The 14,615-nt window shown below is 37.7% G+C and carries 18 protein-coding genes; 10 read left to right on the top strand and 8 right to left on the bottom strand.

Annotated features, from left to right (window positions below):
- Positions 1-24: 24 nt before the first annotated feature.
- Positions 25-1,398: a cytochrome c oxidase accessory protein CcoG gene (gene ccoG, locus N0B29_RS03860; RefSeq protein WP_263832362.1), complete on the bottom strand. Its 1,374-nt coding sequence runs from the start codon at positions 1,396-1,398 to the stop codon at positions 25-27.
- Positions 1,388-2,083: a recombinase family protein gene (locus tag N0B29_RS03855; RefSeq protein ID WP_263832361.1), complete on the bottom strand. Its 696-nt coding sequence runs from the start codon at positions 2,081-2,083 to the stop codon at positions 1,388-1,390. The genes ccoG and N0B29_RS03855 overlap by 11 nt, the downstream gene beginning before the upstream one ends.
- A gap of 203 nt (positions 2,084-2,286) precedes the next feature.
- Here N0B29_RS03855 and rpsU point away from each other — a divergent pair, with 203 nt between their 5' ends.
- The 10 genes from rpsU to N0B29_RS03805 all read left to right on the top strand — a co-directional run bounded on the left by rpsU (position 2,287) and on the right by N0B29_RS03805 (position 11,200).
- Complete coding sequence (gene rpsU, locus N0B29_RS03850) at positions 2,287-2,499, top strand: 30S ribosomal protein S21 (RefSeq protein ID WP_025343347.1); 213 nt, start codon at positions 2,287-2,289, stop codon at positions 2,497-2,499.
- Positions 2,500-2,632: 133 nt separating this feature from the next.
- Complete coding sequence (locus tag N0B29_RS03845) at positions 2,633-3,349, top strand: helix-turn-helix domain-containing protein (RefSeq protein ID WP_263832360.1); 717 nt, start codon at positions 2,633-2,635, stop codon at positions 3,347-3,349.
- Between the two features lie 6 nt (positions 3,350-3,355).
- Positions 3,356-3,985: a UPF0323 family lipoprotein gene (locus N0B29_RS03840; protein ID WP_263832359.1), complete on the top strand. Its 630-nt coding sequence runs from the start codon at positions 3,356-3,358 to the stop codon at positions 3,983-3,985.
- Between the two features lie 2 nt (positions 3,986-3,987).
- On the top strand, positions 3,988-5,169 hold the full coding sequence (locus tag N0B29_RS03835) for a glutathionylspermidine synthase family protein (RefSeq protein ID WP_263832500.1): 1,182 nt from the start codon (positions 3,988-3,990) through the stop codon (positions 5,167-5,169).
- A 3-nt stretch (positions 5,170-5,172) separates the two neighbouring features.
- Entirely contained in the window at positions 5,173-6,105 is a 933-nt protein-coding gene (locus N0B29_RS03830; RefSeq protein ID WP_263832358.1) for a D-2-hydroxyacid dehydrogenase, read from the top strand.
- Positions 6,106-6,114: 9 nt separating this feature from the next.
- On the top strand, positions 6,115-6,612 hold the full coding sequence (locus N0B29_RS03825) for a YajQ family cyclic di-GMP-binding protein (protein ID WP_263832357.1): 498 nt from the start codon (positions 6,115-6,117) through the stop codon (positions 6,610-6,612).
- 2 nt (positions 6,613-6,614) lie between these two features.
- Positions 6,615-6,917, top strand: a complete 303-nt coding sequence (locus tag N0B29_RS03820; protein ID WP_263832356.1) for a hypothetical protein — start codon at positions 6,615-6,617, stop codon at positions 6,915-6,917.
- A 41-nt stretch (positions 6,918-6,958) separates the two neighbouring features.
- Positions 6,959-8,548, top strand: coding sequence for a phosphoethanolamine transferase (locus N0B29_RS03815; RefSeq protein WP_263832355.1), 1,590 nt, complete (start codon positions 6,959-6,961; stop codon positions 8,546-8,548).
- A gap of 9 nt (positions 8,549-8,557) precedes the next feature.
- A complete protein-coding gene (locus tag N0B29_RS03810) occupies positions 8,558-8,920 on the top strand; it encodes a diacylglycerol kinase (RefSeq protein ID WP_263832354.1) in 363 nt (120 codons plus the stop codon).
- A gap of 105 nt (positions 8,921-9,025) precedes the next feature.
- Entirely contained in the window at positions 9,026-11,200 is a 2,175-nt protein-coding gene (locus N0B29_RS03805; protein WP_263832353.1) for a malate synthase G, read from the top strand.
- A gap of 81 nt (positions 11,201-11,281) precedes the next feature.
- Here N0B29_RS03805 and N0B29_RS03800 read toward each other — a convergent pair whose 3' ends face one another.
- From N0B29_RS03800 to N0B29_RS03775, 6 genes are all read right to left on the bottom strand, one after another.
- Positions 11,282-11,578 carry a c-type cytochrome gene (locus N0B29_RS03800; protein WP_263832352.1) on the bottom strand — a complete coding sequence of 99 codons (297 nt, stop codon included), beginning with the start codon at positions 11,576-11,578 and terminating at the stop codon, positions 11,282-11,284.
- 72 nt (positions 11,579-11,650) lie between these two features.
- Positions 11,651-11,986, bottom strand: coding sequence for a hypothetical protein (locus N0B29_RS03795; protein ID WP_263832351.1), 336 nt, complete (start codon positions 11,984-11,986; stop codon positions 11,651-11,653).
- Positions 11,980-13,167, bottom strand: a complete 1,188-nt coding sequence (locus N0B29_RS03790) for a sensor histidine kinase (protein ID WP_263832350.1) — start codon at positions 13,165-13,167, stop codon at positions 11,980-11,982. Before N0B29_RS03790 ends, N0B29_RS03795 begins: the two co-directional genes overlap by 7 nt.
- The gene (locus N0B29_RS03785; protein ID WP_263832349.1) at positions 13,124-13,825 is read right to left on the bottom strand and encodes a response regulator transcription factor; all 702 of its coding nucleotides are present in this window, start codon (positions 13,823-13,825) and stop codon (positions 13,124-13,126) included. Before N0B29_RS03785 ends, N0B29_RS03790 begins: the two co-directional genes overlap by 44 nt.
- On the bottom strand, positions 13,785-14,012 hold the full coding sequence (locus N0B29_RS03780) for a DUF1104 domain-containing protein (protein ID WP_263832348.1): 228 nt from the start codon (positions 14,010-14,012) through the stop codon (positions 13,785-13,787). Before N0B29_RS03780 ends, N0B29_RS03785 begins: the two co-directional genes overlap by 41 nt.
- Before the next feature lie 2 nt (positions 14,013-14,014).
- Positions 14,015-14,611: an ABC-type transport auxiliary lipoprotein family protein gene (locus tag N0B29_RS03775; protein WP_263832347.1), complete on the bottom strand. Its 597-nt coding sequence runs from the start codon at positions 14,609-14,611 to the stop codon at positions 14,015-14,017.
- Positions 14,612-14,615 lie beyond the last annotated feature (4 nt).

Here is a 14,615-nt window from a genome sequence, read left to right as displayed (position 1 = left end):
TATTCCCTTACGCGTAAGAGTGAGTTATTGGGGATGAACATCACTTTTTTTAGGATAAATAAAAATACTTTTGCGTTCAACGACAATTTTCTCTTTTAAATCGATAGCATAGGCTTTAATACTAATAGGCATATCTTCACCTTCAGTTTTTAGCTCTTTAGGTACCGATGATAGAATGACTACTTTTTTAAGTTTCTCGCCAGATTTGAGCAAGAAAGGCTCACTTGGTTTATCAATCTTAATGGCTTGATTTGAAATGTCAAAATAGTAAAGATGATCTTTAGAGTCTGTATTTTGAAATAAAAAGGTATAGACATTTTCAATCGTTTTGCCATCATCTGCTACTTTGTAGAGTTGACTTGTCCGGTTGATATTTAAAAGCATATACTCTTTCTTAGTCCCCATAACAAAAAGACCAATAAGTGCTAAGGTTAAAGCAATGACATAGGCAACGGTTCTAAAGCGGATATATTGTGTTTTGATGTCTTTTTCAGCAGCGTTAGAACTTGTCCATGTAATCAACGAAGGCTTGCCAAGTTTTTCCATAACAGGGGTACATGCATCAGCGCACTCTAAGCAGTTAATACATTCTAATTGCATACCTTTGCGAATATCAATATGTGTTGGACATACACGCACACATGCTTCACATCCTGTACAATCGTCTGTTGCTAAAGGTGGTTTATTGCTTAGTTTAAGCCCTTTTGCATCGTAAATTTTACCACCGCGCTTTTCATCATAGATTGTTTGAATGGTGTTTTCATCAAAAAGTGCTGATTGGATACGTGCATACGGGCAAATATAGACACAAAAATTTTCTTTTAAAGAAGTAACAACGTAGATCAAAAATAACGTGATACATATTAAAAAGCCATACATAACACTGTTTTCAAAAGGATCTTTGAGATAAACAAAAAAGTCTTCAGGCGGAATAAAATACCATAGGAAATTAGAAGCTGCTAAAAGGGCTAAACATGCCCAAATAAGAAGTGCAAAAATACGTTTAAATATTTGTCCTTCTTCAGGTTCTTTCTGTTTGTTATTAATATTTTTTCGGATACCCAAAAGTTTTGTTTGAATCAAATCACGAAAAATAACTCTAAAAATAGTTTGGGGGCATGACCAGCCGCACCAAACTCTACCTCCAAGAGTCGTGATAAAAAAGATACTCAAAAAGAAAAGCATGATGACAAAGGGCATTAAGTAGAGCTCTTGCATATCGAAAGTTGTAAAGAAAAGATGCAACTGTTTTTTGTCAAAACTGAGCAAGAAAAAGTGTTTTCCTTCTATGGATATAAATGGCAAAATTAGTGCTATGAGCGTAATGATGCCAAAACTAAGATAGCGTTTCAACCGATAATAAGTGGGTTGAATTGATAAATCGCTATTACAATTCATGGTGTCTTCCTTCTGTTTGATCTATTGGCTGTTTAATGAGTGAACACTCTTTTGGAGTTGGAGATTTTAACACTACTGATGGTTTTTTAGATGATTGAAGCAGTAAAATTTTTGCTTTGACAAGATCTTTAAGACCTCTAGAATTGACATAATCTTTCAGCGATGTACGGCTTACATGTAAGATTTTTGAAATTTCACTGATTGAAGTACGGTTTTCAAGAAGTTCAATGATATAAGGTCTGTGAATATCAAATTTTGATTTTGACATACGACCTTTAGGCCTACCTTGCGTTTTTTCTTTGTCTAGCTTTTTATTGAGTTCTCGTTGTTTGACAAGAAGTTCTAGAAGTACTAAAGGTTTAGAGTCAGTATGAATACATACATTAGCATCAGCGATATGGACGGATATAGAACGTGTGAGCAAGCATTCAAAAATTTTGACTAATTCTTCTACGTGAGTTGAAAAGGTAAAGAGGTCAAAAATAATAACATGGTCATTTTTTGAAAGTGAACGCAAAAAGCCTTTGAATTCTTTTCTTTCCTCAAGTTCAAGTGTAGGATCAGAGTTTTCAATCTCTGTGGTATCAATTTTAAGATCGTAATGGTGGGCATACTTTAAGATTTGCTTTTGTTGAATAATGATTGGAAAATCATCATTTCTATTTTTTAAAAGGACGATGTTCATAAAAATGTCACCTTTTTATCATTAAAATTAAGCGAAAGTATACACGTATTGACGTATAAAGTCAAGAGATAATTGATTTTTATCGTCAATTGTAAAATAAAAAAAGTGGCAATAACGCAAGTAGTCATGCTTTTTAAGCTTACATGTAAAGCTTGTTAGATACAATTCCCTCCTAAATTCATCAGAAAGGTGGTGGATAGAGTATGCCAGGAATTAAAGTACATCCTAACGATTCGTTTGACGAAGCGTATAGAAAGTTTAAAAAACAAGTTGATCGTAACCTAGTTGTAACTGAAGTGCGTGCAAGACGTTTCTATGAAACAGCAACAGAAAAACGCAAAAAAGATAAAATTAGTGCTCGCAAAAAACAGTTGAAAAGACTTTATATGCTTCGCCGTTACGAGTCGAGACTCTAACACACACAGCCAAGAAGTTAGCTTCTTGGCTTCTCTTCTTAACCCCTCAAAAACATTTTCTCAAAATAAACTAATCAAAGCTGTGATAACATAAGAGCAAATATATTTCTCTTCGTTAGCAAAGGGTCACAAGATGGATAAAAAACTAACTGTTATTGAGGCGGCAAAGCTTTTAGGCGTGAGCAAAGAGGCTATCTATAATCGTTTGCGAAGAGGCTCTCTGCAAAGTGTTATTGAAAATGGCGTGAAGTACATTTTACTAACAAAAAGTAGCCTCAAAGAAGGACCATCTATACGCAAGATAGAAAGCCCTACAGAGAGTGCCTATGTAGAGTTACTCAAAGTGCAACTCGAAGAGATGAAACTGAAAAATGAAAAACTCGAAGCCGATAAAGAGCGCCTTATCGCTGATAAAGAACGTCTTTTGATTGAATCGAAAGAAAAGATAGAGATGATCTACAAAGAGCGCGATGAGCAACTCAAAGCGATTCTTACCTTAGCTAATCGACAAATCACGCATACGGGAAATGAGACAGTAACATCGACTAACGCACCCGCATCCATTACTCCTTCACATGCTACATCTTCACCCACACCTTTTTCATTTGAAGAAGCAGATGTTTTAGATGAAGAGGATGATAATAGGGTCGTTGATGATATGTTTGAATCTTACAGTGACTGGAGAGATTTAAGAAGTTATCTCAAAGAAAAAGGGTTTTCTAAAAAAGAGAAACAACATATCAGCGATAAAATTGGTAAAAAAGTAGGGCAGTTAAATGACGTCATGGATAAAAATGGCAAGCTTTTTATCAAAAAAGGGAAAAAACTTAAAGAGATTCTAGGAGAATAAAAGATCATGCGCTATATTCGTAAAATTTCAGATTATATGATTGCTGGTGGTATCGGCGTGATGGTCATTGTTAGTATGCAAGGCTGTGATCAAAAAGAGGGGAATAAAAACGCTCTTGCTGATGCGGCAAAAACACAAGGTGCTCTGGTTATTGTGGATGAAATCGCTCCAGGGGAGTACAAAATAGCGGAAGAGTACCCAAGTTCAACAACACGTGTTATTGTAAGAAAACCCGATGGTAGCGAGCGTATTTTAACACAAACCGAAATTGATGCTTTGGTACAAGAAGAGGCAAAAAAGATCGACAATAACACATCACCTTTAACCAATCCGAACATGAGTTCTGGACAGATGGGACTAGGGGGCATTCTTCTCTCCAGTATTGCAGGTGCTATGATTGGTAGTTGGATTGGTGGAAAGCTTTTTAATAACCCAACATATCAAAATCAAAGAGCGACCAATTATTCAAGCCCGCAAGCCTATTCTCGCAGTACGACCAGTTTTAATAAGCCAATGTCCACTTCGAGCACAAGCAGTACAACTAAAAGCAGTGGATTTTTTGGTTCAAGCTCAGGAAGTAGTAGTTCCGGAAGTGGCACTTCGAGTTCAAGCGTACCCCCAAGTTCAGGAAGTTAATGATGTTACATGTAGAAAAAATTAAACCGTTAAGTAAAGAGTTTTTAGAGTCTATCGGATTTTATTGGCATACCGATGCTGATCAGACATCTTATGTAGCGGATGAGTTAGTGCTTGTGAGTAATGATGAGGTAGAAGCTTATTATGCCGCTGCCAATGAACTTTATGATATGTTTGCGGAAGCCGGTCAATATGTCATTGACAACAATCTGTTTCATGAGCTTAATATTCCGTTTAATCTTGTAGAATTGATTAAAAACTCATGGTCGAATGATGTGCATTGGCATCTGTATGGACGTTTTGATTTTGCGGGTGGCGTGGATGGCAAACCCATTAAGCTCATAGAATTCAATGCCGATACACCAACATCATTGTATGAAACAGCGATTATTCAATGGGCAATGCTTAAAGCCAATGGCATGGATGAAGCTAAACAGTTTAATACCGTTTTTGAAGCGCTCAAAGAGAACTTCAAACGCTTGGTGGTACTTGGTGGCAACCCAGAAGATTTTGCCGAATATTATGAGGGATGGAAAATCCTTTTCTCTTCCATTCGCGGAAATATCGAAGATGAAAATACGACCAGACTTCTTCAGACAGCTGCGAATGAAGCAGGTTTTCACACTGATTTTGCTTATGTCGATAAGGTTGGATTTAGTGGGAGCGAGGGTATTTTTAAAGGAGATGAGAACTTTGAATATTGGTTCAAGCTAGTTCCTTGGGAAAATATCGCTATCGAAGAGGGTGATTTGGCACTGCTTCTAGATGAGATTGTTCGTGAGCAAAAGGCGATCATTTTAAACCCTGCCTATACGCTTCTGTTTCAAAGTAAAGCGTTTATGAAAGTTTTATGGGATCTTTTCCCTAACCATCCTTTACTTTTGGAAACCTCATTTGATCCACTAAAGGGTAAAAAACAGGTTGAAAAAAGAGCCTTTGGACGAGAAGGTGCAAATACTATTATTTACGACAGTGACATGTCTGTCATGGCAAAAACAGAGGGTGAATATGGTAACTTTAAACCCATTTACCAAGCGTATGCAGAGCTTCCAAGAGATAGCGAGGGTCAATCATACCAAGCAGGCGTTTTCTTTGCTTATGAGGGATGTGGACTTGGTTTTAGAAGAGGAGGGCTTATTATGGAGAACTTCTCAAAATTTGTGGGACACCGCATAAAGGACTAAACAATGAAAATTGTTTTTTTAGATGCTAAGACATTAGGCGATGATGCAGACTTAACTCTTTTCAAGCAGTTTGGGGAATTTGAAACCTTTGAAACAACGGTTTTAGAGCAAAGAGTAGAGCATATTGGCGATGCGAAGATTGTTTTAACCAATAAAGTGTTAATTGACAAGGATGTGATGGACGCATGCCCAAATTTAGGGCTAATTTGCATTACCGCTACGGGAACGAATAACGTTGATTTGGAGTACGCGAAGCAAAAAGGCATTGTGGTTAAAAATGTTGCGGGTTATTCGACTGCATCCGTGGCACAAACGACTTTGATGCTCGTACTTAATCTTTTGGGGCATTGTCGTTATTATGATTCGTTTGTCACATCAGGCGCTTGGTGTCAAAGTCCAATGTATACGCATATTGACCGTCCATTTTGGGAGCTTAAAGGTAAACGTTGGGGAATTGTTGGTTTTGGTGCAATAGGAAAAGAGGTTGCAAAAATTGCTTCGGCATTTGGGGCAAATGTGGTTTATTATTCGACCAGCGGCGCCAATAGTGACAATCGTTTTGAGCGTGTGAGTCTTGAAGCCATGATGCAAACGTGCGATGTTATTTCGATTCATGCACCACTCAATGAAAATACAAAAAACTTGATTGATAAAGAGCAGTTAACCCTTACGAAAAAAGGTGCTATTTTAGTCAATGTAGGTCGTGGTGGCATCGTGAATGAAGATGATTTACGTGAAGTTATTGATGCTAAAGAGATTTATGTAGGGCTAGATGTATTGGCGGTTGAGCCAATGGTAGAGAATCATCCGCTTTTACATGTAAAGCATCCTGAACGTCTTATCATTACGCCTCATATTGCATGGGCGAGTGTGGAGGCAAGGAGGGAATTGATGCGACTTGTAGGTGAAAATATCAAAGAATTTCTAAGACAATAAGGAGAATGTATGGCAAAAGAGCATAGTTTTGACATTAGTGCAGAGATTGATAAGCAAAAATTTAAAGATGCTTATGAGCAAGCTAAAAAAGTCATCACCAATCGATGGGATTTTAAAGGCATTACGTGTGAGTTTGATCACAATGAGAAAGCAAAAACTGTCACACTTGTAACCACAACAGACAGTAAGGCTGATGCAATGGTAGAGGCGTTAATTTCGGAAGCCATTAAGCGAGATATTTCTTCTAAAGCACTCAAAGAGACAAAACGTGAAGTAGCCGGTGGCAATAAAACCAAAGTAACTGTGAGTATTGTGGATGCGATCTCCAGTGATGATGCGAAAAAGATTGTTAAAGAGATTAAAGATCTTAAACTCAAAGTGCAAGCTTCGATTCGTGGTCATGTTGTAAGAGTTGAGGGTAAGGCAATTGATGACTTACAAGAGGCTATCAAAGCCATTCGCGGATGCGATTTCGATTTTCCAGTCAACTTTACCAATCTTAAATAACCATGGATCACATTCCACCGATTATTGAAATTGTTCCTAAGATCAGAGGATTTTGGTGTCGTGTAGCGATGTTTACTGTTTATGGAGCATTGACCTTTACGCCGACCATTGTGGGTTTGTGGATAGGGTATGTCTATAATATTTGGATAGGCATCGCTTTTTTTCTTTTTCTCACACTTGTCAGTGGTGTGGTAAGCTCTAAGATGCGTATTTGCTCCATCCCTTTTGAACAGCGTGAAATGAGCTATTCGACGATGGCAATTGTTAAATGGTATCTTGCTCGGAACATCTGTTTAAAAAACTAAACTATACTTTACATGTAAAAAGAAACTGCAAGTGAGAATAAATGCAATTTAAAATAACCAGTACAAGATTTGTCGTAATCGTAGCGCTTTTCTTGGTACTCTTTGATAACCTCTCTTTTTTTAAGCATGTCATGAGCGTATATGAATTTTCAGCTTCAAATGTTGGATTTCTTCTCTCTTTAGGCATCGTGTTAGCGGCTATTATAACCGTGTTAGTGACACTGTTAAGCGCTCGTTATACGCTCAAACCTTTGTTAATCGCATTGGTTTTGATCGCTTCTTTGACCAATTATTTTATGAATACTTACAATGTCATTCTTGATGATACGATGATTCAAAATGCTGTGGAAACAAACATTAATGAGTCAATGGATCTTATTAATATGAAGCTTTTAGGATATTTCTTCTTTTTGGGCATACTTCCTTCTTTTATGATTTATCGCGTACCTGTCGCTTATGGAAGCTTTAAAGAAGAGGTTTTTGGGAAAGTAAAAAGTATAGGTATCGCACTGATACTGATTGCGGTGATGCTTTTTGCCTTTAATCGCTTTTACACCTCATTTTTTAGAGAACATAAATCGCTTCGTTACTATACCAATCCGACGTATTGTCTCTACTCTGTGGGTTATTATGTTTATAACAGTTTTTATAAAAAAGAGGCAACACTAAAACAAATTGGATTGGATGCTAAAAAATCAGAAGATGGCACACGAAAACTAACAATTGTCGTTGTGGGAGAAGCAGCCCGTGCAAATCGTTTTTCACTCAATGGGTATGAAAGACAAACAAATCCTTTATTGCAAAAAGAAGACATTATCAATTTTTCCAATCTCTATTCGTGTGGAACCTCAACAGCCATTTCGGTACCTTGTATGTTTTCAGGCTTAGATCGTAAAAACTACACCGATAAAGAGGCAAAAGCACGTGAAAATGTCATTGATGTACTCAAGCACAGTGGATCAAGTATCTTATGGCGTGACAACAACTCTGATTCCAAAGGAGTTGCATTACGCGTGGAATATCAAGATTATAAACTGAGCCAAAACAATACCATGTGCGAAGATGAGTGCCGTGATGAAGGAATGCTTGTAGGGCTTCAGGAGTATGTGAATGCGCAAAAAGGCGATATCCTCATCGTGCTTCATCAGATGGGTAACCATGGACCTGCGTATTATAAGCGTTATCCTAAAGCTTTTGAAAAATTTACACCGACGTGTCAAACCAATCAAGTTGAAAAATGCAGCTCTGAAGAGATTGGTAATGCGTATGATAATGCTATTTTGTACACCGACTATTTTCTCTCAAAAACCATCGCTTTTTTAAAGCAGAATGACCAAAATTTCCAAACAGCCATGATTTATATGGCGGATCACGGTGAATCTTTGGGTGAAAAAGGACTTTATTTGCATGGGATTCCTTACTTTATGGCACCTGATGAGCAGACGCATGTTGGAGCACTTATGTGGTTTGGACATAAAAGCAAAGAGCGCATCGATATAGCATCTCTTATGAAAAGAGCATCACAAGATTACTCACATGATAATCTTTTTCATACTATTTTGGGCGTAATGGGTGTGCAAACAGCACTCTATGATTCGACAAAAGATATACTAACATACCAAAAAAAATAAAGGCTTAGTGTGAGAAACCAACCTAGATACCATTTTTTTAAAAATACAACCTATGCGCTTAAAGGATTACGCGATATTATCGCCAATGAGACCTCATTTCGTGTAGAACTTGTGATTGTTTTGTGTCTATTACCCGTTATTTTTTTAGTGCCATTAGAGCTTTCTTATAAACTCCTCATGTTTATTGCACTTATGGGGATGCCTTTAGCTGAGGCAATGAACAGCGCTATTGAGCGTGTGACGGACTTGGTTACTTTAGAATACCATGAAATGGCAGGACGCGCCAAAGACGCGGGCAGTGCGGTTGTCTTTTTAAGCATTGTTATTTTTGTTGTTGTGTGGGGATTTTGTCTTATGCGTATTTTCTTTTAAAACTCAAAACTTCTTTAAAAAAATCAGGCTCTTATCATACCAATTTGTTAGACTTTTTGTATAATATATTTAAAAAGTCTAACAAAATTCAAAAGGAGCTTTCGCATGTCACAAACAATCAGCTATGGATCACTTAAAATTAATGCCGCTTTGTATGATTTTATCTCTAAAGAGGCAATACCTCAAACAGGCATAAGTGTTGAGCATTTTTGGAATGGATTTGAAAAAACACTTCATGAACTTGCACCGATTAATAAAATGCTTTTGGACAAGCGTGATGCTTTTCAAGAGAAACTTGATGCTTGGTATTTAGCCCACCGGACAACATCTTTTACACCCGAAGAACATCAACATTTTCTCAAACAAATAGGTTATTTGGTAGAAGTACCTCAAACAGAGACTATTGGAACGTTACATGTAGATCCTGAAATTTCAGAGGTAGCAGCCCCACAACTGGTCGTTCCAGCCGATAATGCCCGTTACGCGCTCAATGCGGCAAATGCAAGATGGGGCAGTCTGTTTGATGTGTTTTACGGGACAGATATGATAGATGAGGTAGCGCCTTATGAAAAAAAAGAGCAGTACAATCCAGCACGCGGGGCGAAAGTATTTGAGCTCGCTTTTGCTTTTTTAGATCAGGTCGCACCACTTCAAGAACACTCATACGCAGATGTTCATGGCTTTACGATTCAAGATCACAAACTTTATGCCATCCTCGCCAATCGTGAAACGGTGGTATTACTACAGCCTGAGAAGTTTGCAGGGTATAACTTTCATGAGAATGAAATAAGCTCTCTTTTGCTCAAAAACAACGGTTTGCATGTAGAGATTCAAATCGATAAACAAAGCCTTATAGGAAAGAGCCATCCCTCAGGTCTTAAAGACGTTATTATCGAATCAGCACTCAGTGCCATACAAGATTGTGAAGATTCTGTAGCGGCAGTGGATGCAGAAGATAAAATAGCCATTTATCGAAATTGGAATGGATTGATGAGGGGTGATTTATCTGCTACTTTTGAGAATAAAGGCAAAACGATTCATCGAAAACTAAACCCTGATAAAACATTTACCTCACGAAAGGGCGAAAGGATTACCTTAAAAGGACGCGTGCTTTTATTGATCCGGAATGTGGGTATACACATGTACACAGATGCTGTTACATGTAAAGATGAAGCGATTCCAGAGGGGTTTTTAGATGCTTTTGTTACAACACTTTGTGCCATGCACGATCTCCAAAAAACAGAGGGTATTCGCAATAGCGTCAACGGAAGTGTCTATATTGTCAAACCAAAATGCCATGGTCCTGAAGAGATAGCTTTTATCAACACTCTTTTTGGGCGCGTCGAGGATGTCTTAGCATTACCACGATATACGATTAAAATGGGGCTTATGGACGAAGAGAGACGTACAACGATTAATCTTGAAGCAGCGATTTCACAAGCAAAAGAGCGGGTCTTTTTTATTAATACAGGCTTTTTAGATCGAACGGGAGATGAGATTCATTCCTGTATGGAATTAGGTGCTGTTGTGCCCAAAGAGTCAATGAAAAAAGAGGCTTGGTTGAAAGCCTACGAAGATCACAATGTTGATGTTGGCTTGAGTATGGGATTTAAAGATAAAGCTCAAATTGGCAAAGGGATGTGGACGATGCCTGATTTGATGAAAAAGATGGTTGAGCTTAAAATTGCGCATCCAAAAGCGGGTGCAACAACAGCTTGGGTGCCATCACCAACAGCGGCTACACTGCATGCATTGCATTATCATTACATTGATGTTCAAAAGGTACTCCAAGAGATTGCAAAGCGTCCTCAGGCGAGTCTTGATGCCATTTTGACACCTCCAATATTACATGGCTCATTAAGCAAAGAAGAGATTACGCAAGAGATTGAAAACAATATACAGAGCATTTTAGGATATGTCGTACGTTGGGTAGATCAAGGAATAGGGTGTTCTAAAGTGCCTGATATTAACAATGTGGAGCTTATGGAAGATAGAGCAACGCTGAGAATTTCAAGTCAACACCTTGCAAACTGGTTACATCATGGCATCGTAACACATGAAGAGGTGAAAAATGCGTTTGAAAAGATGGCGGTTGTGGTAGATAAACAAAATAATCACGATAAACATTATCGTCCGATGTCACCTCATTTTGAGAAGAGTATCGCTTTTCGAGCCGCATTGGATCTTGTCTTTAAAGGAAAAAAGCAGCCCAATGGCTACACGGAATTTATTTTACATGTAAAAAGAAAAGAGGTCAAAAAGCAGGCGTCACAAGGCTAAGCGAAATGGGATGCCTCAATTGTAGATAGGTTCTGTTTTTGTAAAGAAAAGGGGGAGAGTGACTCTCCCCGTAACATAAGACTATTTGATTGTTGAGATATATTGAGCGAGAGCTTTAACATCATCAGCACTAAGATTTTTGACTTGAGCTGTCATGGTACCTTTCAATGGACCACCATAAGTACCTGCTTTGTAACCTTCAAGTGCTGCTGTAATTTTTGCAGCATCCCAACCAGCAATGATTTGTGATTTGTTAAGTGCCGCTTTTTCTGCTTTTGCTCCGTGACAAGTTGCACAGGTTTTAAAGAGAGTCTCTCCATCCGCAGCAAAAATAGAAGTAGCACATACAAGACTTGCTAAAAACAATACCTTTTTCATCGTAACTCCTTATGTAAATGATAGGATAATTATATAGATTAAAAGTGAATTTATTGTGAAATAAAAAAGTAATTATTTTAATTTATCAAAAACTTTGTATTGCTCCCAATAGGTATCAAGTGCTTCTTTCAGTTCCGCATCGCTCAATGTTGTTTTTTTCTTTACACCAAAACGGTTCAGAAGCCCATCCACTAAAATAGAATTTTCTGCTTTTGGATTTTTAAGATACTTACTCATGGCATTCTTAACATCCATTTCACTGCTGTATTTGAGTAAATAACGGTAGAAAAATTTGTCAATCTTAACCGCCATATCTTCATGGCAAGGAATACAATGTTTTTCATATACGCCCGTTTTTGCACACAAACAAGAGACTAAGGTCATTAAAATAAGCCATTTTTTTACCATGAAATCCTCACTGTTGTTCCTTCACTTAGTTTGGAGTCAATCTTTACATGTAAGCCATATTCTTTGGCAATGGCTGCAACAATACTAAGTCCTATCCCAAAACCTCCAACACTGCGGTCAAATCTTACATAACGCTCAAAAACTTGGTTGATTTTCTTGGTTTCAATGCCTCTGCCACTATCACTGATTTCAATCTGCTCAGGCGTTAAAAGCACATGAATCGTTCCACCTATTTTATTGTACTTGATAGCGTTTGAGAGAATGTTATCGATCAATTTGGCGATTTTCTTTCGGTCTATCATCAAAAAAATATTTTCTTCAAGTGCAGACGTTAAGGTAATTTTTTTGGACTCAATCAGAAGTGAAAAGTACTCCAATCTCTCTTCAATGAGAACTTTAAGATCAACTTCTTCATCGTGAGAGATGATATGATGTGAGAGGACGAGATAGGTGAGATCATCATAGAGATTAGAAATTGTTTTAGATGCGATGGTAATACGTTTGATTTTTTTTGCCAAGCTTTCATCCAGCGTTGCAAGATCGATCATTTCAATATTGGTAAGAATGGCATTTACAGGCGTGTTAAGTTCATGCGTTGTGTCTTTGATAAAGCGATCTAGAAGATTAATAGTATCTCTCATTGGGCGAAGGAGGAGACCTAGTAAAAAATAACCGATAACAACTAAAATACCAAAAATGATAGCGCCATAAACTAAAAGTTTTCGAAAAACTTTTTTATCCCAAGAAGGAGGAGCATCAACTTCAATAACGATGTAACGAGCCCCCAAATAATAGGACTCTAGCTCTTTAATAAAATAAATATGATTTTTTTTGAGGTATATATCTTCATAGAGATTGACTTTAGTCGTGCTGAGTGTTGAGAAGATTTGTTTGAGGCTACTGTCATAAATGGCAGAATTAAAACGCTCATCTCTAGGGTATGTCCGTTCTTTTTCAAAGTTTACATGTAAAGATTTTAGGCGTGCGATTTGCTCGTTGGTGAGATTTGAGAGTGCTTCTCTTTGATTTTGAAGCATCAAATCACGCTCTAGCCCATAGTACAAAAATGCCACAAAGGCTAAAATCAGCAGTGTTAAAAAGGCGTAGAGAAACAGAAACGACCGAAGTGTTTTTTTCTCACGCGAGCGTAAATTTATATCCCAATTTTTTAATGCTAACAATGCGTTCCTTCCCCATAATTTTACGAAGATTTTTAATGTAAGTGCGAAGGGTATCGTCACTGCCTTGTTCGTCATACTCCCATAAATGTACCATAATCATTTCATGACTAATAATTTCATTTTTCTTTTGTAAAAAAAGTTTAAGTAGCTTTGCCTCTTTATTTTGAAGTTGTACCGCTTTGTTGTGCACTAACAACTGGTTACCCAGTGAGTCATATTCTATACCTTCATCAATACGTATTTTAGGGGTTTGAGTATGAAAAAACTCACGTTTCAAAATGGTTTCAATACGAAAAAGAAGCTCTTTAAGGGCAAACGGTTTGCGTAAATAATCATCACAACCACTCTCATAGCCATGCTCCAAATCTTCGATGGCATTCAGTGAAGTCAAAAAGATCGCTGGAGTCGTGTTTCCCTCCTTACGGACTCTGGAGAGAAGCGTAAATCCGTTTAAAGAAGGAACATTGACATCCATTAAAAAAAGATCAAATTGATGCTCATAAATGAGCTCTTCTGCCGCTTCTCCATCATATACAGGTGTGACATGATAACCTTTGGACTCTAGAAACTCACATACTGTTTCGCTCAGATTGGTGTCATCTTCCAAAAGAAGAAGTTTACTCTTTGGCATTGTCTCTTCTTTTCTTATCGTCTTCATAAAGTGCTTTTTGCTCTTCGCTCATGGTCACTACACGCTTGTCAAGTTCTTCATAAAAACGCTCTTCTTTGGGCGGATCAATATAGCCAATAAGGGCTACAAGCTCTTCCGTGCTCATTTCGCTAAAATCTGTTTTAGCAAACAAAAAGCCAAGCGTTATCAAACAGACAAAGAATATTTTTTTCATTGCTACTTGCGAACCCCATTGATCCAAATAGAGAGGCTTTTGATAACATCGGCTGTTGCAAGATTAAAGGCTTCAACGCATCCTGCTGCCCCATTGGTATTGGTGACATCTTTTTTCGATGAGAGTTTAATGCTTCCTAACACTTCTCCTGTTTTGATTTCAATAAGGCGAAAACGAAGGTTAACATGTACATAGGATGTTCCATCTTCTCGAAATACCTCTTCAAAATTTTGAAGCACAGGCTCTAACACCAAATTATTGGCTGCCATAGAAGTGCCTGAAATGACAGATTCAAAGTGGTGTTGATCTTGCAATGCTTCCGTGATAAGGTATTGCAGTTTCAAAGGAGGTGTTTCACTCCATGTGCCATATTTATAAGGTTGCATTGCACCATCTTTTTTATAAACAATAGAGCGCGTGTTTAAGCCACTAGGCGCGTCAATGTAGGCAACTTTAAGCACATCGTTGTTGTGTACTGTAAAAGACTCCAATTTGAGCATTGGCTCTAGTGTGTAGTTGTAGGGTTTTAAAGAGGTTTCTTTAACGCCGCAACCGCTTAGTAGTAAAAGTGTCAAAATGGCGAGGATAATGTGTTTCATCTTT

Source organism: Sulfurospirillum oryzae, from assembly GCF_025770725.1.
In the GTDB taxonomy this organism is placed as follows: domain Bacteria; phylum Campylobacterota; class Campylobacteria; order Campylobacterales; family Sulfurospirillaceae; genus Sulfurospirillum; species Sulfurospirillum oryzae.
This window is presented reverse-complemented; position numbering and strand designations above follow the sequence as displayed.

What these genes read in the sequence shown, in the direction of transcription:
- N0B29_RS03855 (WP_263832361.1), bottom strand. Translation starts at nt 2,083, where the DNA reads ATGAACATCGTCCTTTTAAAAAATAGAAATGATGATTTTCCAATCATT.
- N0B29_RS03815 (WP_263832355.1), top strand. Translation starts at nt 6,959, where the DNA reads ATGCAATTTAAAATAACCAGTACAAGATTTGTCGTAATCGTAGCGCTT.
- N0B29_RS03805 (WP_263832353.1), top strand. Translation starts at nt 9,026, where the DNA reads ATGTCACAAACAATCAGCTATGGATCACTTAAAATTAATGCCGCTTTG.
- N0B29_RS03780 (WP_263832348.1), bottom strand. Translation starts at nt 14,012, where the DNA reads ATGAAAAAAATATTCTTTGTCTGTTTGATAACGCTTGGCTTTTTGTTT.
- N0B29_RS03785 (WP_263832349.1), bottom strand. Translation starts at nt 13,825, where the DNA reads ATGAAGACGATAAGAAAAGAAGAGACAATGCCAAAGAGTAAACTTCTT.
- N0B29_RS03800 (WP_263832352.1), bottom strand. Translation starts at nt 11,578, where the DNA reads ATGAAAAAGGTATTGTTTTTAGCAAGTCTTGTATGTGCTACTTCTATT.
- N0B29_RS03795 (WP_263832351.1), bottom strand. Translation starts at nt 11,986, where the DNA reads ATGGTAAAAAAATGGCTTATTTTAATGACCTTAGTCTCTTGTTTGTGT.
- N0B29_RS03845 (WP_263832360.1), top strand. Translation starts at nt 2,633, where the DNA reads ATGGATAAAAAACTAACTGTTATTGAGGCGGCAAAGCTTTTAGGCGTG.
- N0B29_RS03820 (WP_263832356.1), top strand. Translation starts at nt 6,615, where the DNA reads ATGGATCACATTCCACCGATTATTGAAATTGTTCCTAAGATCAGAGGA.
- rpsU (WP_025343347.1), top strand. Translation starts at nt 2,287, where the DNA reads ATGCCAGGAATTAAAGTACATCCTAACGATTCGTTTGACGAAGCGTAT.
- ccoG (WP_263832362.1), bottom strand. Translation starts at nt 1,398, where the DNA reads ATGAATTGTAATAGCGATTTATCAATTCAACCCACTTATTATCGGTTG.
- N0B29_RS03830 (WP_263832358.1), top strand. Translation starts at nt 5,173, where the DNA reads ATGAAAATTGTTTTTTTAGATGCTAAGACATTAGGCGATGATGCAGAC.
- N0B29_RS03835 (WP_263832500.1), top strand. Translation starts at nt 3,988, where the DNA reads ATGTTACATGTAGAAAAAATTAAACCGTTAAGTAAAGAGTTTTTAGAG.
- N0B29_RS03775 (WP_263832347.1), bottom strand. Translation starts at nt 14,611, where the DNA reads ATGAAACACATTATCCTCGCCATTTTGACACTTTTACTACTAAGCGGT.
- N0B29_RS03825 (WP_263832357.1), top strand. Translation starts at nt 6,115, where the DNA reads ATGGCAAAAGAGCATAGTTTTGACATTAGTGCAGAGATTGATAAGCAA.
- N0B29_RS03840 (WP_263832359.1), top strand. Translation starts at nt 3,356, where the DNA reads ATGCGCTATATTCGTAAAATTTCAGATTATATGATTGCTGGTGGTATC.